At 64.1% G+C, this 18,604-nt stretch carries 20 protein-coding genes; 9 read left to right on the top strand and 11 right to left on the bottom strand.

What is annotated here, in order from left to right; genetic code table 11:
• Nucleotides 1-255 precede the first annotated feature (255 nt).
• Nucleotides 256-2,580: a TonB-dependent receptor gene (locus K3148_RS04630; RefSeq protein ID WP_221426620.1), complete on the top strand. Its 2,325-nt coding sequence runs from the start codon at nt 256-258 to the stop codon at nt 2,578-2,580.
• Between the two features lie 54 nt (nt 2,581-2,634).
• Here K3148_RS04630 and K3148_RS14015 read toward each other — a convergent pair whose 3' ends face one another.
• The 6 genes from K3148_RS14015 to K3148_RS04600 form a co-directional block, all read right to left on the bottom strand.
• Nucleotides 2,635-2,838: a hypothetical protein gene (locus K3148_RS14015; RefSeq protein WP_425594650.1), complete on the bottom strand. Its 204-nt coding sequence runs from the start codon at nt 2,836-2,838 to the stop codon at nt 2,635-2,637.
• 154 nt (nt 2,839-2,992) lie between these two features.
• Nucleotides 2,993-4,579, bottom strand: coding sequence for a GMC family oxidoreductase (locus K3148_RS04620; protein ID WP_221426144.1), 1,587 nt, complete (start codon nt 4,577-4,579; stop codon nt 2,993-2,995).
• Nucleotides 4,580-4,604: 25 nt separating this feature from the next.
• Nucleotides 4,605-5,561: a sterol desaturase family protein gene (locus K3148_RS04615; RefSeq protein WP_221426143.1), complete on the bottom strand. Its 957-nt coding sequence runs from the start codon at nt 5,559-5,561 to the stop codon at nt 4,605-4,607.
• A gap of 10 nt (nt 5,562-5,571) precedes the next feature.
• Nucleotides 5,572-5,967, bottom strand: a complete 396-nt coding sequence (locus tag K3148_RS04610; RefSeq protein ID WP_221426142.1) for a hypothetical protein — start codon at nt 5,965-5,967, stop codon at nt 5,572-5,574.
• 10 nt (nt 5,968-5,977) lie between these two features.
• Nucleotides 5,978-6,409 carry a protein tyrosine phosphatase family protein gene (locus tag K3148_RS04605; RefSeq protein WP_221426141.1) on the bottom strand — a complete coding sequence of 144 codons (432 nt, stop codon included), beginning with the start codon at nt 6,407-6,409 and terminating at the stop codon, nt 5,978-5,980.
• Between the two features lie 3 nt (nt 6,410-6,412).
• Complete coding sequence (locus tag K3148_RS04600; RefSeq protein WP_221426140.1) at nt 6,413-7,219, bottom strand: TerC family protein; 807 nt, start codon at nt 7,217-7,219, stop codon at nt 6,413-6,415.
• A gap of 258 nt (nt 7,220-7,477) precedes the next feature.
• On the opposite strand from K3148_RS04600, the gene K3148_RS13950 reads away from it, so the two are divergent.
• From K3148_RS13950 to K3148_RS04565, 7 genes are all read left to right on the top strand, one after another.
• Nucleotides 7,478-8,272: a cold-shock protein gene (locus K3148_RS13950; RefSeq protein WP_221426139.1), complete on the top strand. Its 795-nt coding sequence runs from the start codon at nt 7,478-7,480 to the stop codon at nt 8,270-8,272.
• A 134-nt stretch (nt 8,273-8,406) separates the two neighbouring features.
• Nucleotides 8,407-9,597, top strand: coding sequence for an aspartate aminotransferase family protein (locus K3148_RS04590; protein ID WP_221426138.1), 1,191 nt, complete (start codon nt 8,407-8,409; stop codon nt 9,595-9,597).
• Nucleotides 9,597-10,562 (top strand): ornithine carbamoyltransferase, encoded by a 966-nt coding sequence (gene argF, locus K3148_RS04585; RefSeq protein WP_221426137.1) that lies wholly within the window; start codon nt 9,597-9,599, stop codon nt 10,560-10,562. The genes K3148_RS04590 and argF overlap by 1 nt, the downstream gene beginning before the upstream one ends.
• A 55-nt stretch (nt 10,563-10,617) precedes the next feature.
• Entirely contained in the window at nt 10,618-11,523 is a 906-nt protein-coding gene (hslO, locus tag K3148_RS04580; protein WP_221426136.1) for an Hsp33 family molecular chaperone HslO, read from the top strand.
• 144 nt (nt 11,524-11,667) lie between these two features.
• A complete protein-coding gene (locus tag K3148_RS04575) occupies nt 11,668-12,048 on the top strand; it encodes a hypothetical protein (RefSeq protein ID WP_247711643.1) in 381 nt (126 codons plus the stop codon).
• A 36-nt stretch (nt 12,049-12,084) separates the two neighbouring features.
• Nucleotides 12,085-12,801: a 7-cyano-7-deazaguanine synthase QueC gene (gene queC, locus K3148_RS04570; protein WP_221426134.1), complete on the top strand. Its 717-nt coding sequence runs from the start codon at nt 12,085-12,087 to the stop codon at nt 12,799-12,801.
• Nucleotides 12,802-12,805: 4 nt separating this feature from the next.
• Nucleotides 12,806-14,419 (top strand): spinster family MFS transporter, encoded by a 1,614-nt coding sequence (locus K3148_RS04565; protein ID WP_247711642.1) that lies wholly within the window; start codon nt 12,806-12,808, stop codon nt 14,417-14,419.
• Nucleotides 14,420-14,425: 6 nt separating this feature from the next.
• Here the strand turns inward: K3148_RS04565 and K3148_RS04560 are convergent, their stop codons facing one another.
• The 5 genes from K3148_RS04560 to K3148_RS04540 all read right to left on the bottom strand — a co-directional run bounded on the left by K3148_RS04560 (nt 14,426) and on the right by K3148_RS04540 (nt 17,703).
• Entirely contained in the window at nt 14,426-14,953 is a 528-nt protein-coding gene (locus tag K3148_RS04560; protein ID WP_221426133.1) for a superoxide dismutase family protein, read from the bottom strand.
• Nucleotides 14,954-15,045: 92 nt separating this feature from the next.
• Complete coding sequence (locus K3148_RS04555; protein WP_221426132.1) at nt 15,046-16,155, bottom strand: OmpA family protein; 1,110 nt, start codon at nt 16,153-16,155, stop codon at nt 15,046-15,048.
• Between the two features lie 199 nt (nt 16,156-16,354).
• Nucleotides 16,355-16,675: a DUF2793 domain-containing protein gene (locus K3148_RS04550; protein WP_247711640.1), complete on the bottom strand. Its 321-nt coding sequence runs from the start codon at nt 16,673-16,675 to the stop codon at nt 16,355-16,357.
• A complete protein-coding gene (locus tag K3148_RS04545; protein ID WP_221426130.1) occupies nt 16,656-17,204 on the bottom strand; it encodes a terminase large subunit domain-containing protein in 549 nt (182 codons plus the stop codon). Before K3148_RS04545 ends, K3148_RS04550 begins: the two co-directional genes overlap by 20 nt.
• Nucleotides 17,194-17,703: a hypothetical protein gene (locus K3148_RS04540; RefSeq protein ID WP_221426129.1), complete on the bottom strand. Its 510-nt coding sequence runs from the start codon at nt 17,701-17,703 to the stop codon at nt 17,194-17,196. Before K3148_RS04540 ends, K3148_RS04545 begins: the two co-directional genes overlap by 11 nt.
• Before the next feature lie 240 nt (nt 17,704-17,943).
• On the opposite strand from K3148_RS04540, the gene K3148_RS04535 reads away from it, so the two are divergent.
• Nucleotides 17,944-18,600, top strand: a complete 657-nt coding sequence (locus tag K3148_RS04535) for a YqaA family protein (RefSeq protein WP_221426128.1) — start codon at nt 17,944-17,946, stop codon at nt 18,598-18,600.
• Nucleotides 18,601-18,604 lie beyond the last annotated feature (4 nt).

The following is an 18,604-nucleotide window of genomic DNA, read 5'->3' as shown; positions in this document are numbered from 1 at the left end:
TTTTGAAGGGCCGGGACTCCGACGAGTTCCGGCCCCTTTTTTTGGCCAAGGCGCGTGTGACTCATTTGCTACAACTGACGAAATAGTAGCCAAGAAAAACGCGGCCAAGATTGTCTTTTGTTTCATGACGATTCACCAAGTTCCTCACGAAGAAGGCCCGTAAAGGCCCGAAAAGAGGAGGAAACCTTGAAAAACACCTATCAATTCAATCGTTTCGTATCGCGTTCCGCCCTTCTGGCAGGAAGCGCGCTCGCCATGGTGGCCGCCCCGGTCGCGGCGCAGGAAGTCGAAGAGACCGATGGCGACAGCCAGGTCATCATCGTGACCGCCACCAAGCGCGACCAGGCGATCCAGGACGTTCCCTTCTCGATTAACGCGCAGACGCAGGAAGACATCCAGAAGTCGGGCGCCAACACGCTCGAGGATTTGAGCCGCAACGTCGCGGGTCTCTCGGTCCAGAACTTGGGGCCGGGCCAGAGCCAGGTCTCGGTGCGCGGCGTCTCCGCAGGCCAAGTCGTGCGCGACCAGCCGGGCGTTAAGGAACAGGTCGGCGTCTATCTCGACGAGTCGGTGATCTCGCTCTCGCTCTTCACCCCCGATCTCGATCTCTTCGATCTCAACCGCGTCGAAACTTTGCGCGGCCCGCAGGGCACGCTGTTCGGTTCGGGCAGCGTTGGCGGCACCATCCGCTACATCACCAACCAGCCGGTTATCGGCGTCACGGAAGGACAGGTCGAAGGCAACGTCAACCTCGTCGATGGCGACGATCTGGGCTGGCATCTCAAGGGTGCGGTCAACGTGCCGGTGGGCGACAAGGTCGCGATGCGCGCGGTCGGTTACTACACCCAGTATGGCGGCTTCATCAACGCGATCGGCCCGGCCGGCGGCGAGGATGTCAACGACGGTGAACGCTACGGTGGCCGCCTTGCCTTCCGCGTCGATACGGGCGAGGGCTTCAGCATCACGCCGCGCCTGATCTACCAGAAGGTCAGCGCCAACGGTTTCAACCGGCAGGAGATCTTCAACCTCTACGCCAACCCCTTCACCACGCCCGCCACGGTCTATGACGAGCGCGAGCAGTATCTGAAACTGCGCGAGGCGTTCGAGGACGAGACCCTGATTCTCGATCTCGTGGCGGAGGCCGACCTTGGTCCGGTCATCTTCACTTCGGTGAGTTCCTACACCGATCGCGCCATCCTCGTTAGCCGCGACGCCAGCGCGCTGACCGGTTCGGTCTCGGTCGACCTCGGCTATCCCGACGAGGGCGGTATCGACCTGCCATCGAACCTGCGCGACACGACGGACGTTTCTGCCATCACGCAGGAGCTGCGGTTCTCGTCCGATACCGGTGGTCCGTTCCAGTGGGTTGTCGGCGGGTTCTACTCGCAGACCGACCGTTTCTATCGCCAGCGCCTTCCCACACCGGGCTATGCGGCGGTAACCGATGCGACGCTCGGGGCCGGCACCTCGGCGGCGGTGGCCAACGGGTTCGACAATCTCGATTCGCCTTACAACGCGGACCTGCCTTACGATCTCGCGCAGATCGCCATCTTCGGCGAGGGTACCTACGCGTTGACCGAGGCGTTCGATGTCACCATCGGCGCGCGCTGGTACGATTACGAGGAAGAACGCGAGTTCAACTCGGGCGGCCTGTTCGCCAATGGCGACAACGCTTTCGACCGCACCGAAAGCGACGGGGTGAGCCCGCGCATCCTGCTGAGCTATGACCTTTCCGACATGGTCACGCTCAACGCGCAGGCGTCGAAGGGCTTCCGCCTCGGCGGCGTGAACGATCCGCTCAACGTGACGCTCTGCTCGCCGGCCGACGAAGCGCTGTTCGGCAACTTCCAGTCCTACGAGGATGAAACCCTGTGGAACTACGAAGTCGGCGCCAAGGCGACCGGCAACGGCTTCTTCGCCAATGTCGCCGGTTTCTATAACGACATCAGCGATCTGCAAGTGACGCTGGATGCCGGAAGCTGCTCGTCGCGCGTGGTCTTCAACGTGCCCGAAGCGCATACGATGGGGATCGAGGCCGAGGTCGGGTTCGAGCCCGTTCCGGGCTTCGACCTGATGCTGTCGGGTAGCTGGATCGAGGCCGAGTTCGACAGTACGATCAGCGACGATGCGGCGCTCGTCACCGCAACCGGCATCCGCGAAGGCAACCGCCTGCCGTCCGTGCCTGAACTGCAGTTCACCGCATCGGGCAGCTACGAGTGGCAGCTGGGCGCAGGCTCGGACGCCTACATCGCGGCTTCGTGGAGCCATGTCGGCAACCGCTACACCCAGCCGGCCGACCAGGAAAACAACCCGCGCACCTTCGTGCATGGGCTGGCTTATCGCGGCGCTCCCGATACCGCTTCGACCACGGTCGACCTGCTTCTGCCGAGCTACAACGTCGTCAATCTGAGTGCCGGGATCGACTTCGACTCGGGCCTCTCGCTGATCGCCTATGTGAACAACGTAACCGACGAGAACGCGCTACTCAGCTTCGACCGCGAACGTGGCGGCCGCGCCCGCCTCGCCTACCGCACCAACACGCCGCGTACCTTCGGCCTGACGGTGCGCCAGAGCTGGTAAAAAGCCTGACGCAAAGAGACGGGGCCGGAAGCCATTGCGCTTCCGGCCCCTTTTCTATGGCACCAGGAGCATTCCGAGGGCGGCCGCTGCTGCCAGCCAGATTGCGAGGACAAATACCAGCCCCGCCGTCGAACGAGGCTTGTCTGCGAGTTCGCCGGCACGGGTCCGAAATTCCGCCATGAGCGGTTCGGGGATGATGCGCAGGACCAGCCAGATCCCGGCGGGCACGATCAGCACATCGTCGAGCAGGCCGAGCACCGGGATGAAGTCGGGAATGAGGTCGATCGGGCTCAGCGCATAGGCGGCGACGCCCCCGGCGAGGAGCTTCGCCGCCAGCGGTGTGCGCTTGTCGCGGGCGGCGAGCCAGAGCGCGAGAACGTCGCGCTTCAGGGTCCCGGCCCAGTCGGCCAGCCTACCCAGCGAGCGCGTCTTTCACGAAGTCGGCGCAGCGTTCGCCGATCATGATGCTCGGCGCGTTGGTGTTGCCCGAGACGAGGCGCGGCATCACGCTGGCATCGGCAACCCAAAGGCCCTCCACCCCGCGGACTTTCAGCGTGGGATCGACGACATCGTCCTCGCCCGGACCCATCCGGCAGGTGCCGACGGGGTGGTAAACCGTGTCGGCGCGGCTGCGGATGAGCTCGTCGAGCTGCGCGTCGTCGGCAAGGTCGATGGGATAGCGGTCCTTGGGATTGTAAGCCTGCAGCGCCGGGCTTTCGACAATGCGGTGCGACAGGCGGACCCCTTCGCGCAAGGTGGCGATATCGCGGTCGTCGTCGAGGAAATTGGGATCGATGCGGGGCGCGTCCTTCGCATCGCGGCTGGCGAGCCGCACGGTGCCGCGGCTTTCGGGGCGCAGCACGCAGGCGTGGAGCGAGAAGCCGTAGCCCTTCACCGTGGTGCGACCGTGATCCTCCAGCATGGCGGGGACGAAGTGCCACTGGATATCGGGCGCCGGAGCGTCGGGCATGACGGTCCAGAAGCCGCCCGCCTCGGCATAGGGCGTGGTCATGATGCCGGTACGCTTGCGGCGATGCTCGATGATCGCCTTGGCCATGCGGATGTTGCCCGCCAGCGTCGACCCGATGAGGCCCTTGTTGTCGCTCTCCCAGCTCGAGACGTAGTCGATATGGTCCTGCAGGTCGGCGCCGACCGCCTGCCGGTCTGCGACCACCTCGATGCCGTGCTCTTTCAGGTGCTGGGCTGGACCGATGCCCGACAGCATGAGGATCTGCGGCGAATTGAACGCGCCTGCGCTCAGCACCACACCCCCGCGCGCCTTCACCGTGCGGCGGCGCTTGCCGATGGAATAGGTGACCCCGGTGACGCGCCCGTCCTCGATCTCGAGCTTCTGCACGGTCACGCCGATGCGCGTGTCGAGATTTGCCGAGCCGCGCCGCGGTTCGACATAGGCGCGCGCGGCGGACCAGCGTTCGCCGTCCTTCTGCGTCACCTGGTAGAGGCCGAACCCTTCCTGCTTCTCGCCGTTGAAATCGGCGTTGATCGGCAGCTGCAACTGCTGCGCAGCCTCGACGAAGGCGAGGCTGCCTTCGTTCATGTATTTCTGGTCGCTGACCCACAGCGGCCCGTCGTCACCATGGTACTGGCTTTCGCCGCGAACATTGTGTTCGGCGCGTTTGAAATAGGGAAGTACGTCGGCATAGGCCCAGCCGGTGCAGCCGAGCGCAGCCCAATTGTCGTAATCCCATTTGTTGCCGCGGATGTAGACCATGGCGTTGATCGCGCTGGAGCCGCCCAGCCCCTTGCCGCGCGGCTGGTAACCGACCCGCCCATTCAAACCTTTCTGCGGGACGGTGTCGTACATGTAGTTCGCCGCCTTGTTCGGAATGGCGAGCATGCCGGGCGTGGTGATGCGCATGCCGTTGTTGCGCCCGCCAGCTTCGAGCAGGCACACCCTCTTGCCCGCCTCGGCCAGCCGACCGGCAACCGCGCTGCCGCCGCTGCCGCCGCCGACGACGACCACATCAAACTCATCCATGAAGAACTCCTCTCGATTCGAGAGGTTAGGCAGCCTCGGGCTTGCCTGCAATCGGGTTTTGGGATGCAACCTGTTCGGGCGTCTCGCTTCCGCCCTGCCGCGCCAGCCACGCCTCGCGGATCTGGTCGCTGGTCTGGCGGCTGCCGTCGTGGGTCCAGCCCGGTTCGCGCAGGAGATAGGACAGCTTGTGCTTCCAGGGTGCGCGCCACATGTCCTGCGCGATGCCGATCCATTCATGGAAGACGGCCCACAGCAAATTAAAGCTGCCGAGCTGGCGCACGATGCCGTAGCGGATCTTCTCGCCCTTCACCTCGGGCTCGAAGGTGCCGAACATCTTGTCCCAGACGATGAAGACGCCCGCGTAATTGCGGTCGAGGTAGCGCGGGTTGGTCGCGTGGTGGACGCGGTGGTGGCTGGGCGTGTTCATCACCGCCTCGAACCAGCGCGGCATGCGGTCGATCGCCTCGGTGTGGATCCAGAACTGGTAAATCAGGTTGAAGCCGCCGCAGATCGCAATCATCGCCGGGTGGAAACCGAGGAGGACCAGCGGCAGCGCGAAGGCGAAGCCCAGCGTCAGGAAACCGGTCCAGGTCTGGCGCAGCGCGGTCGACAGGTTGTAGTGCTGGGAGGAATGGTGGTTAACATGGCTCGCCCAGAACCAGCGCACGCGGTGGCCGGTGCGGTGAACCCAATAGTATTTGAGATCGTCGAGCACGAAGCACAGCGGCCAGGCCCACCAGACGGTCCACCATTCGGGGCCGAAGTCGAACAGGCGATAGTCCCACAGGAAGAGGTAGAGCGCGAAGAACAGCCCGCCGAACAGCAGGCCCGCCACCGTGCTGCCCAATCCGAAGGCGAGGCTGGTGAGCGTGTCCTTCGGCTCATAGGCCGCAGGGTTGCGGCGCCAGGCCCAGATCATCTCGATCAGGACCAGGGCGACGAAACCGGGCACGGCGTATTGGGTGGGCGAGAAATCTGGCATGGGCTGAGGCCTAGTCTATAGCCTCGATCCGCTGAACCCAAGCTTGAGGATCGGCGACCTCCAGATGCGCGGCTCCGAAGCGGCGCTCTGCGGTGTCGACGACGAGAGTTTCGCCCTCGACCCGCGCTTCGGCGCGCGCCGTCAGCAAACGCCCGGCGAAATGGGTGCCATGCGGGCGGAGGAGGAGGATGCGGCCCTGCGCATCGCTCAACACAGCGCCGCGCCCCCACGCATCGAGCGCAATCTCGAGGGGCGCAAACCCGTCCACCGCCTCATCGGCGGCGCGGCGGGCTTCGCTTTCATCTTTCAATACCGGTGCGGGGCCGAGCCGGAACCCGCGGGCGATCGCCGCCAGCACGAGAATTGCGGCCAGCGAGCCAAGGAACTGCACGAGCTGGTCGGGCACGGGTGCGGCCTTACGACTTGCTCAGCAGATCCATCGTCGGACGGATCGACGAAATGTCGTAGCCTGCGCGCCGCGCCTCGCCGGCCACGGTCTCGATATCGCGGCCGTCCTTCGCCTGCGCCATGGACCACAGGAAGGTCGAGCGCGTGCCGCTGCGGCAGAAGGCGAGGGCGGTGCCTCGGGTCGATGCGAGCGCCGAGCGCATTTCGTCGACCTGCGGGAGGCTGAACCCTGCCGAGCTCACCGGGATCGATTTGTAGGCGATGCCATGCTGGCGCGCAGCGGCCTGGATTTCCGCACCGGTCGGCTGCCCGGGAGCCTCGCCATCGGGGCGATTGTTGATGATCAGCGAGACGCCTTGTTTCGCGGCTTCGGCCACGTCCTCGGGCGCGATCTGGCCCGATGCGAGCATCGTGTCGGTAAGACGCTTGAAGTCGGCCATCGCTCAACTCTCCTTGGCGGGTGTTGCGGGCGTGCGGCGCTTGCGCTGAACGATGTTCAGGATTTCCACGCCGACCGAGAAACCCATGGCGGCGTAGATATATCCCTTGGGCACGTGGAAGCCGAAGCCGTCGGCGATCAGGACGAGCCCGATCATCACGAGGAAGGCCAGCGCCAGCATCACCAGCGTCGGGTTCTTCTCGATGAAGCGCGAGAGCGGATCGGCGGCCACCATCATGATGCCGACCGTGATGACCACAGCGGTGACCATGATCGGGATATCGTCGGTCATGCCCACCGCGGTGAGGATCGAATCGACCGAGAAGACGAGGTCGATCGCCACGATCTGGGCGATGACGACGCCGAAGGTCGCCTTGACCGCGTCGACCGGACCGGGGGTCTTGTCGAGCAGGTCGCCCGAATTGTCTTCCGGCTCCATCGAATGGTGAATTTCCTTGGTCGCCTTCCACAGCAGGAACAGGCCACCGATGAGGAGGATGATATCGCGGCCCGAGAAAGCGGTTTCGAAGGTCGGCTCTCCATACGGGCCGGGCTGCCCCTCGATACCGAGATCGAAAAGCGGGGTCTGCAGCGTGACCAGCCAGCCGATCAGCATAAGGAGCCCGATGCGCATGATCAGCGCCAGCGAGAGCCCGATTCGCCGCGCGCGCTGCTGCTGGTGTTCGGGCAGCTTGTTCGACAGGATCGCGATGAAGATGAGGTTGTCGATCCCCAGCACCACCTCGAGCGCGATGAGCGTGAGGAGAGCAAGCCACGTGGCCGGATCGGAGAGAAGCGCCAGTATGTCCATGTCGCGTGCGATGCCCAAGCGCGGCCTTTCTGGCAAGGGCGTCGTGGGGCGAAAATAGCCTTCGAAACTGTCACATTTCAGGCACACAAGGACGTCAAACGCTAAATCATTCGCATCACGCGATCTTTCGCGCTATGCGTTGGGCGATGCGGGAGGATTTCTTGACTGGGATCGTCACGCACCAGCGACCGGCACGTCTTGCAGTCCTCGTGCCCTCGCTTCGATTACCGGGCTGCACGACAAGGTATTTTACGACTTATGGGTTACGACAGAGGGCGGCGCCGCGGACGGGACAAGCGGGACAACATCGGCGAGGATAGCTACGATCCCTTCGGTGGTCCCCCGAGCGACTTCGGCCAAGGCGGTGGCTTTGGCGGCGGTGACCGTGGCGGCTACGGCGGCGGCGGTGATCGCGGTGGTTTCGGCGGTGGTGATCGCGGCGGCTACGGCGGCGGTAATCGCGGCGGCGGCGGTGGTGGCGGCTTCGGCGGCGGCAACCGTGGCGGTGGCGGCGGCTTCGGCGGCGGCCCGCGCGGTGGCGGTGGCGGCGGTGGCAACCGCATGCCCGCTCAGGTCGTCGGTACCGGCAAGGGAACGGTAAAGTTCTTCAACAGCCAGAAGGGCTTCGGCTTCATCCAGCAGGAAACCGGCGGCGAAGACATCTTCGTCCACATCAGCGCCGTCGAGCGTGCCGGTCTCGAAGGCCTGGCCGAAGGTCAGGAGCTCGAGTTCAACCTCGTCGATCGCGGCGGCAAGGTTTCCGCACAGGACCTTCAGGTCGTCGGTGACGTGATCGCAGTCGAGCAGCGCAGCGAAGCTCCGCGCCGCGAACTCACGGGCGAGAAAGCCACGGGTACGGTCAAGTTCTTCAACTCGATGAAGGGCTTCGGCTTCCTCACCCGCGACGATGGCCAGCCGGATGCGTTTGTGCATATCAGCGCGGTCGAGCGTTCGGGCCTCAGCCAGATCAACGAAGGCGAGCGCTACGAATTCGACCTCGAAGTCGACCGACGCGGCAAATATTCCGCGGTCAACCTGGTCCCTGCCGAATAAGGCAAGTGACCGGCCTCCGCATGGCGTTTGACCAAACCCGCGCGAAGGCATAGATCGCTGGCAAACACGCAGATGGCGGCTCCCGATCCGGGGCCGCCATTTGTCTTTGACCTTCCTGAGGAGAGCTACCCGAAATGTCGATCAGTCCGCTGATGCCCGTTTATCCCCGCTGCGGCGTGCGCCCCGTGAAGGGCGAACATTGCCACCTGATCGACGAGGACGGCACGCGTTACCTCGACTTCGCCAGCGGCATCGCGGTAAACCTGCTCGGCCATAGCCACCCCGGCCTGATCGGCGCGATCCAGCGTCAGGCCGAGACGCTGATGCATGTCTCGAACCTTTACGGCAGCCCGCAGGGCGAAGACCTTGCCCAGCGCCTTGTCGACAAGACTTTCGCCGATACGGTGTTCTTCACCAATTCGGGCGCCGAGGCGGTGGAGTGCGCGATCAAGGCTGCGCGCGCCTATCACCAGCACGAGCATGGCGATTCGAACCGCACCGAGCTGATCACCTTCACCAACGCCTTCCACGGCCGCACGATGGCGACGATCAGCGCCTCGAACCAGGAGAAGATGCACAAGGGCTTCTACCCGATGCTCGCCGGGTTCCAGTATGCCGAGTTCGACAATCTCGAGAGTGCCAAGGCTCTGGTCAGCGACAAGACCGCAGGCTTCCTCGTCGAACCGATCCAGGGCGAGGGCGGTATCCGCCCGGCCTCGGACGAGTTCATCCATGGGCTGAAAGCGTTGTGCGATGAGCACGATCTCATGCTGGTCTTCGACGAAGTCCAGTGCGGCGTTGCCCGTACCGGCAAGCTCTACGCCTATGAGCATTACGGTATCGAGCCCGACATCATGGCCAGCGCCAAGGGTCTTGGCGGCGGTTTCCCCGTCGGTGCCTGCCTAGCGACCGAAAAGGCCGCGCGCGGCATGGGCTTCGGCACCCATGGCTCGACCTATGGCGGCAACCCGCTCGCCATGGCCGCTGGCGTGGCGGTGATGGAAGCCGTCGCCAATGACGAATTCCTCGCCGAAGTGACTGCGAAGGGCGAGCGCCTGCGCAGCCGCCTCGAACAGTTCATCGGCAACTACCCCGACCTGTTCGATTTCGTGCGCGGCAAGGGCCTGATGCTCGGCATTCGCATGAAGGTCGAAAGCCGGCCCTTTTTCGTCCACCTGCGCGACAACCACCAGCTGCTCACCGTGGCAGCAGGCGACCAAACGCTCCGCGTGCTGCCGCCACTGGTGGCGGACGATGCCGAGTTCGACGAATTCATGGACAAGCTTTCGGCAGGCGCTGCTAGCTTCGATCCGGCCGCAAGCTGATGGCCGGCGGCGACGCGCTCGACCTGGCCCCGGCGGTGAGGAATTTCCTCGACCTCTCGGACGCAGGCGGGGACGCGATCGCCGCCATGCTTGCCGACGCGCAGGACCGCAAGGCGGCGCGGCGCGGGTGGCCCAAGGGTCAGCCGGACAGCGACTCGCCGCTAGCGGGTCACGTGCTCGGCATGATTTTCGAGAAGAATTCCACGCGGACGCGGGTGAGCTTCGACATGGGTATGCGCCAGCTCGGCGGCAGTGCGTTGATCCTCGATTCTGGGACCAGCCAGCTCGGCCGCGGCGAAAGCATTGCCGATACGGCGCGGGTTCTCAGCCGCATGGTCGATGCGATCATGATCCGCACCGACGATCATGCGAAGGCTGAAGAACTGGCGCATCACGCGCATGTGCCCGTCATCAACGGCCTGACCGACCGCTCGCACCCCTGCCAGATCGTCGCCGATCTCCTGACCATGGTCGAACACGGAAAGGCGCTGCCAGGACTTGAAGTTGCTTGGTTGGGCGATGGCAACAACGTGCTGCACTCGATCCTCGAGGCGGCGAGCATTTTCAAGTTCAACGTGCGCGTAGGCGTTCCGCATGGTTACGAGCCGGAGAGCGAATTCGTCGATATGGCGCGCAAGGGCGGGGCGAATGTCACGCTCACCCGCGACGCCGCCGAAGCGGCACGCGGCGCGGATATTATCGTGACGGATACGTGGATATCGATGGGGCAGGAGCACGCAGAGGCCAAGCTCGCCGCCATGGAGCCCTTCCGCGTCGACAGCGCGCTGATGGCGCTCGCCAAGCCGGATGCGAAATTCCTCCACTGCCTCCCAGCCCATGTCGGCGACGAGGTGACGGGAGAGGTCTTCGAAAGCGCGCAGTCGGTCGTGTTCGACGAGGCGGAAAACCGCATTCACGCGCAGAAATCGATCCTGCTCTGGTGCTTCGGAAAGATTGGCGCCTAGCTCTCCGGCGGGCCACCCCTGTTCAATTCACCATGTCGCTCCCATATGCGGGGCCATGACCGATATATCCTCCGCTACCGAAGAGACTTATTCGGGCCGCACCCTCGCTTTCACCATCCCCTCGCGCGACACGCGCGGGCGTATCGTCCGGCTCGACACCACGCTCGATGCGATCCTCGCCGCGCACGACTATCCGGCGCCGATCACGCATCTGCTCGCTGAAGCGCTCGTGCTGGTCACGCTGATGGGATCGCTGCTCAAGGATGACGGCTCGCAGGTCACCATGCAAGCCCAGACCGAGGCGGGCGCGGTGAAGCTGCTGGTTTGCGACTACAAAGGCGGAGAATTGCGCGGCTATGTCGATTTCGATCATGCGAAGCTCGCCGAACTGGGTTCGAACCCCTCGCTCTTCGCGCTGTTCGGCAAGGGGTATCTCGCGATTACCTTCGACATCGCCGAGGGCAAGGGCCGCTATCAGGGCATCGTGCCCCTGGAAGGCGAGACGCTGGCGCAGGCTTGCGAGACCTATTTCTTCCAGTCCGAGCAGGTGCCGACGCTGATCCGGACGGCCGTGCGGTCGGACGGCGGCAAGTGCCTTGCGGCCGGAATGCTGATCCAGCACCTCCCCGATGGCGAGGAGGGGCGTGAGCGCCTCCACGCACGGCTAGACCATCCTGAGTGGGAGCATGTCGCCATCCTTGGCGGAACGGTCAAACACGAGGAGCTGGTCGATCTGGACCTCTCGCTCGAAGCCATTGTCTGGCGGCTGTTCCACGAAGAAGACGAAGTGCGGATCGAACCTGGCGCGATGATCGACAAGGGCTGCCGCTGCTCGGTCGAACACTACCGCGAAGTGCTCGCGAAATTCCCCGAAGCCGACCGTGCCGAAATGCGCGACGACGACGGGATCATTGTTGTCGATTGCGCATTCTGTTCTCGCAAGTTCCCGATCGAAGCTTAACGAGCCTCGCGCGGTTCACTCCTTCTGACACAGTTCGTCGCTGTTCCAAAACGGTTCATCGCTGAGATATACTTCGTTCGGTAAGGAGATCGGTGCATCTGATGTGCTATAGGTAGTGAAATGAAAGCGATCTCGAATCGGAAAATGGCGGCACTGGCCGCAGTGACGGCGACCGTCCTCGCAGGCCCCGCGCTTGCGCAGGCTTCGCTCGCGATGCTTGGCACGCTTGATCGCGGGGGCTGGGAGGTGCGCTATCGCGACGGCTCGGCCCCGCGCAATATCTGCGTGCGCAGCGGGCAGGAGTTCATCCAGCTTAGGCACAGCGAAAGCGGCTGCAACCGCTTCGTGGTCGAGGATGGCAAGAACCAGATCACCGTGCAGTACACCTGCCGCGGCAATGGCTATGGCCGTACGAACATCCGCAAGGAAGGTGCTGGCCTAGTCCAGATCGACAGCCAGGGCATTGCTGATGGCCGCCCGTTCCAGTTCTCGGCCGAAGCCCGTCGCACCGGGGCGTGCCGCTGACTTGCCCCGAAGCGCGCCAAGCCCTAGCTGGCGCGCATGACATCTTCGACTAGCGAAAATCCCGGTCCAGCCGTCATCCTTCTGTCGGGCGGCCTCGATTCCATGGTCACCGCCGCGCTCGCGCGTGAACAGGGCCACGCGCTTCACGCGCTGACGATCGATTACGGCCAGCGCCATGTGCGCGAGCTCCAGTCGGCCAAGGCGATTGCCGAAAAGCTGGGCGTCGAGCGCCATGTCGAATTACCGCTGGACCTGCGCCGCTTCGGTGGCTCTGCGCTAACAGCCGATATTGATGTGCCCAAGACCGGCGTGGGGAATGATATCCCCGTGACCTACGTGCCCGCCCGCAATCTCGTGTTCCTCGCACTGACCACGGCCTTTGCCGAGACCTCCGGCTCGCGCGACATCTTCATCGGCGTCAACGCGCTGGATTATTCGGGCTATCCCGACTGTCGGCCCGAATTCATTGCCAGCTTCGCCGAAACCGCACGCCTCGGCACCAAGCAGGGGGTGGAGGGGGAGCCCTTCTCGATTCACGCGCCGCTGCAGCACATGAGCAAGGCCGACATCGCGCGCGAGTGCCACCGGCTCGGCCTCGATCCTGCGTGGAGCTGGTCCTGCTACGATCCGACGCCCGAAGGAACCGCATGCGGCGCCTGCGATTCCTGCCGCCTTCGCCGAAAAGGGTTTGAAGATGCGGGGCTTGTCGATACCACAGTCTATTCCACGGATGCACCGACACTGACGGAGTGAGACATTGAGCCAGCCCGCTGCCCCTGAAGAGACCGAAATCCCCGAAGGCGCAGCAGAGACCAAGGTCCCGGCCTACAGCTGGTACGCGTTGGGCGTGCTGGTCGTGGTCTACATGCTCAATTTTATCGACCGGCAGATCCTGTCGATCCTCGCCAACGACATCAAGGCGGACCTTGGGGTCGAGGACGACTATCTCGGTTTCCTCTACGGGACGGCCTTCGCGGTCTTTTACGCCCTTTTCGGCATTCCGCTGGGCAAGCTCGCCGACAGCTGGAAACGCGTCCGGCTCATGGCGATCGGCCTTACCCTGTGGTCGACCATGACGGCGCTTTCGGGCTTTGCGAAAAACTCGCTCACCCTGACCGTCGCCCGGATCGGCGTGGGTGTGGGGGAGGCGACGGCCAGCCCCTCGGCCTATTCGCTTATCTCGGACTGGTTCCCCGCGCGGCTGCGCGCCACCGCCCTCGCGATCTATTCGAGCGGGCTTTACATCGGCGGCGGCATTTCGCTGCTGATCGGTGCGATGGTCGTGGAGGCGTGGAACGGTGCCTATCCGGACGGAGGTCCGCTGGGCCTCGTCGGCTGGCAGGCGGCATTTCTTGCCGTCGGCATTCCCGGACTGCTTCTCGCTATGTGGGTGCTCAGCCTGCGCGAGCCCGTTCGCGGCGCGATCGACGGCATTCCGACGCCGGAAGACCCCGAGCCGTTTCGCGGATTCGTACGCGAGCTTTTCCAGGTCATTCCGCCGTTCACAATCTTCGGCGCGGCTTCGCGCGGGACTGGCGCGCTGCTGATTAATCTCGCGGGCCTGTTCGGCTTTGCAGCGCTTGCCTGGATCATGACGCAGATCGCCCCGGCGAGCGCATCGCTGCTGCCCGGCGTCGTTTCCGACCAGTGGCTCTTCCTCGGAATCGGCTATTACGCGGTCTACAGCTGGGCCATGGGCCTCAAGGCGCGTGATCTGCCGACCTTCCGCCTGACTTGGGGTTCGCCCGCATTTCTCACCGTCATTCTCGGTTACGGGATGGTCGCCTTCATGGCCTATGCCGGTTCCTATTGGGGAGCGCCTTATGCCGAGCGCGCTCTGGGAGCCGACAAGTCGGACCTCGGCTGGTTCCTCGGCGCGCCGGCCGCCGTTGCCGGCTTCCTTGGCGTGATCCTCGGCGGGCGTATGGCCGACTTCCTGCTCGAGCGCCGACCCGAGGGCCGCCTCTATGTTGTACTCTTCGGCCTTCTCGCGCCGATCCCGGCTATTCTCGTCGCTTATACGACTCCCGAGCTGACGATTTTCTACATCGCCAGCTTCTTCGCCAACATGTTCTCAGCGGCGGCGCTCGGCGCAGCAGCGGCGAGCAGCCAGGCGCTCGTGCTGCCGCGCATGCGTGGACTGGCGACGGCAACCTTTTTCCTGTCGACCACACTGATCGGCCTCGGGCTGGGCCCGTTCATGGCGGGCTATGTGTCGGCGACGAACGGTGACAATTTGTCGCTTGGCGTGCTCTCCACGCTCGTCGCCGTGCCCTTCGGCCTCGTCCTTCTGCTTCTGGCTATCAAGCTTGTCCCTGCGGCCGGGGCCAGCGTAGTCGAGCGGGCGCGTGCCGCGGGCGAGAAGGTCTAAAGCCGCCTAGCCCGCGGCGGTAAGAACCCCGCAGGCGACTCGCGCGCCGGCATCGCCGGCCGGATCGCTGCGATAATCGTCGGCGCCGGCGTGAATGACGACCGCCGTCCCGTCGGCATCGAAGAGATCTTCGCGCAGGGCAGCCGTGTCCGCACCGAGGTCCACTTGCGCGCTTGCGCCGCGGGAGGCTCCGACTACCAGGTTGGGAAGATCACCAAGGTGCTTGCCTTGCGGATTGAGCGAGCCGTGTTCTCGGTCTGCAGGATTAAGGTGTCCGCCGGCGCTTTTGAAGTCGGGCGCTTCGCAGCGTCCGGTGGTGTGCAGGTGAAAGCCATGCTCGCCCACGGAAAGGCCCGTGGCCGCGATGGCCAGCGTCATGGTCTTGCCGTCAGAAAGGAGCTGAGCGGTCCCAGCCGGAACGCCATTGGCAAAGCTTAGCCGTGCTTCGGCCACGCGCACGGTCGGCAGTGTGTCGAGTGTGGAGCATGCCCCTAGAGCAGCACAGGCGAGAGTTGCAGCGAAGATCCGACGCATGAAATGTTTCCTTTCCAACCGAGTTCGACACACCAACGAAAAAGGGGCCGGATTGCTCCGGCCCCTTCTCGGTGTTCAACTCCGAAGAGTTATTACATGCCCGAACCCGGGCCGTAGGTAACTTCCACACGGCGGTTCTGCAGTTCGCGGACACCGTCGGCGGTCGGAACGCGAAGCTGCGTTTCACCGAAGGCTTCGCTGCTGATCCGGCCATCGGGAATACCGCGAGCCGAGAGATAGTCGCGAACCGACGAGTTACGACGCTGGGCGAGGCCAATGTTATACTGAGCCGAGCCCGAGGTGTCGGTGTGGCCAGCGAGCATGACCGAAGCCGTGCCGCAGTTGGCGTATGCCGAAACCGCGTTGTCGAGGATCGTCGCTGCTTCCGGCGTGATATCCGATTCGTCCCAGTTGAAGAAGACGATGTACGGACCCTGCTGGCACACCGGAGCCGGCGGAGGCGGCGGCGGAGGCGGCGGGGGCGGCGGAGGCGGCGGCGGGGGCGGCGGCGGGGGCGGCGGGGGCGGCGGCGGAACCGGCGCACCGAAGTTGAAGCTCAGCGTACCCATCAGCGAGTGGGTGCGGAACTTGCCCTCGTACTCGTCACCGAAGTTGTCGACGAAGCTGACATCTTCAGCCGTGAACATGCGATAACGCAGGCCGACATCGATGTTGTCGGTCAGCGGTGCGCGAACACCGGCGAGCAGCTGCCAAGCAAGGTCGCTCGACGAATCGTCGATAACCAGGTTGTTGTCGATGCCCGGGATGAAGACTTCGCCGTTCACGCTGGTGCGTGCAACGCCGATACCACCACCGGCATAGGCCTGGAGACCATCGTCGGGGCCGAAGTCGAACATGCCGTTGAGCATGAACGCAAGCGAGCTGGTCGAATCGTCGGCAGGGAAGGTACCGAGGGTACCGACCTGGACGTCGTCATGGTCGGCTTCACGGTAGCTGACTTCGGCTTCCAGACGGAACGCACCGAAATCGTAACCGACGAAACCGCCGCCATCGAAGCCCTTTTCGAAGCCGATGATGCCGGCATCCGTGACATCGCCGTCATCGTCGACGACACCAATATCCATGTCTTCCGCGATCATCGGGCCGAATTCGCCACCGATGTACCACGAATTGTCTCTGGCGAGCGCCGGCGACGCAAGCGCCGTCGATGCCATAGCCATTCCTATGACTAGTTTCCGCATTATTTATTTCCCCTTTTTGCGAATTGGAGCCACCGAGTGAAACTTATCTATAGTCGCACAAGCAAAGTGGCAAGCTGACAATGGCCGGGAACTGTTGCAAGAATGTCGCTATTCCCGACTGTTTTCAGAGATATCCGGGTTGAAGATCCCTCCTTAGACGCTGGCCCAACGTCAGTCGGGCGGTCTTGTTCCTGCAAATCTACGCAAGCAGGCGCAGGGTTCGCAAGGCTTCGGCAAGCTGGTCGATCGCCGCGCGCGCTTCGGCATCGACGATCGAGCCCCCCGTCGGCGTTGCGGGGGCGGACGCGCTTTTCCACCCGCCATCGAAGAGCAATGTCATGCCGGCTGTGTGATCGTAAAGCCGCATCCCGTCGAACGGTTCGGCGAAGGTCCATTGCTGGCCGTCCCAACCAGCGAGGCATCCCTCATGCTCGGCAAAGGCTCCGCTTGCGCTTACCGAGACGAGGTAACAGTCGCCGACTGCGGGGGTGGCGGGCGGGCTATTCGCAGTGCCGGTCACTGTGGGATGAAGCAGCATGTCGATGCGGGAGAGCGCTTCGTTGACGGTAAACTCTTTTTGCGCCTGTCCGGCGAGCGTGGCTGTGCTGCGGACCGCGCAAGCTTTCGGGCTCGGCGGCGGAATAGAGCTGTGCGATCGCCCCGTTCGGCCAGGTCAGCCGCTTGAGCGAGGGCTCGTAAAACGGGCGATAGGTCTCGGGACTGATCGACATTATGCCGCTTTCTCCTTCGACCATGACCGCACGCGCTTCGCCCAGCGAACTGCCGACAAGCGCGATCCGGGCAGCGGGATCGTGTATCGCCACCTCGCGCACCCATTCCGCCCCGGTGCGCGTCTTGCCGAAACCGCGTCCCGCACAGATCATCCAGCAATCCCAATCCCCTTCGGGCGGACACTGTCCCTCCCGACGCCAGAGCGGCCAGTCATGCTGGATAAGCTGGCGCTCGCGCTCTTCGAGCTGGCGGATCAGGCCGAGCCGCTCGTCATCGCTCTTGCGCCGGAGCCAGACGAGGAATTCCTCACCCAGCATCGGACTGTTCGACCCGGTAGACGCCGTCCTTCTCCAGCGCGGTTGCCAGCGCCTGTTCGTTGCGGCGCATGGCTTCCAGCTTGGCGTTGAGCGAGGCCAGCACGCTCGCCTCGTCCGCATTCTCGATCCGCGCCCGCTCGCGCGCCACCGTTTCGCGGTGCATCACGAGGAGGCGCAGCGCGTTGGCGATGTCGAACTTGGGGCCATCGGCAGGCACGCCTTCGCGAAGACGGCGCAGCGTTTCGAGTTCGAGATGCTCGTAGCCCTCGACGAGGGCCGCGTACCACTGGCGCGCGAATTCCGGCTCCTCGCGCCGGACCTTGTAGGCCCGCGAGGGGTTGATGCCGGCGAAGCTGGCGGCCGCCGAAATGTTCGACGTCTCCGCCAGCTTGTCGAGGAAGAAGCCGCGCCAATGGCGGTCGAGCTTGTCTTTCTCGCCCTTGCGATAGATCGGGGCGATCTTGGTGCGCGCACCGCGTGCCTTCTTCGCCTTGGCCATGACTCCCTCCCGTCGAGCGGCGACAGGCGACGGCAAAAGGGCGGCCTCCCTGGCAGGAGCCGCCCGTTCTCTCCGACCTGCTGGCCGGTGTCACACTATCGCGATGTTCTGTATTGCTAGCCAAATAGCGTCACGATGTCAAGAAAAAAGAACCAAATAGGTTCGTGCGAGAGCGTTGCCAACAGCCTCGCGCTGGCGTAACTCCGCCGCTCTCCACGGGACCTCGGGAATCACCCTCAGATGCTGATGAAACCGCTGCGCGGGCTTTACGACTGGACGATGGACAAGGCGGCCCATCCGCACGCCGTGTGGTGGCTGGCTTTCTTCTGCTTCGTCGAATCGAGCTTTTTCCCGATCCCGCCGCACCCACTGCTGGGCCTGATGTGCCTTGCCGAACCGAAGAAGGCGGTGAAGTTCGCAGCTGTCGCGACCCTGTCCTCGGTCGCCGGCGCGCTGCTGGGCTATGCGATCGGCTGGGGGCTTTACGATACGGTTGGTGTCTGGCTGATCGGCACGTTGGGGCTCACCGAGAGCTTCCCGGTCGCCGCCTGCCATCTGCGCAAATACGATTTCGAGGCGATCCTGATCGCGGGCGCGACTCCGGTCCCGTTCAAGCTGCTGACGATCACCGCCGGTTTCGTCGGCATGAATCTCGTCACCTTCGTGCTCTCCAGCCTGTTCGCCCGCGCGCTAATCTTCATGACCGTGGGCATACTGTTCCGGGCTTTCGGCGCGCCGATCAAACGCGTGATCGACAAATACCTCGGCACGGTGACGACGCTGTTCGTCGTGCTGGTGGTCGGCGGCGTGCTGGTCCTGACCCAGCTCGGCGGCGAGGGCGATGCCGAGGATCCCGAAAGCTGCGCGGCGGCGACCGAGGTCAACCCGGCCGCCTGAAGCC

The organism is Qipengyuania aurantiaca (genome assembly GCF_019711375.1).
GTDB classification, from domain to species: domain Bacteria; phylum Pseudomonadota; class Alphaproteobacteria; order Sphingomonadales; family Sphingomonadaceae; genus Qipengyuania; species Qipengyuania aurantiaca.
The sequence above is the reverse complement of the archived record's forward strand: the minus strand, read 5'-3'. Positions and strand labels throughout refer to the sequence as shown.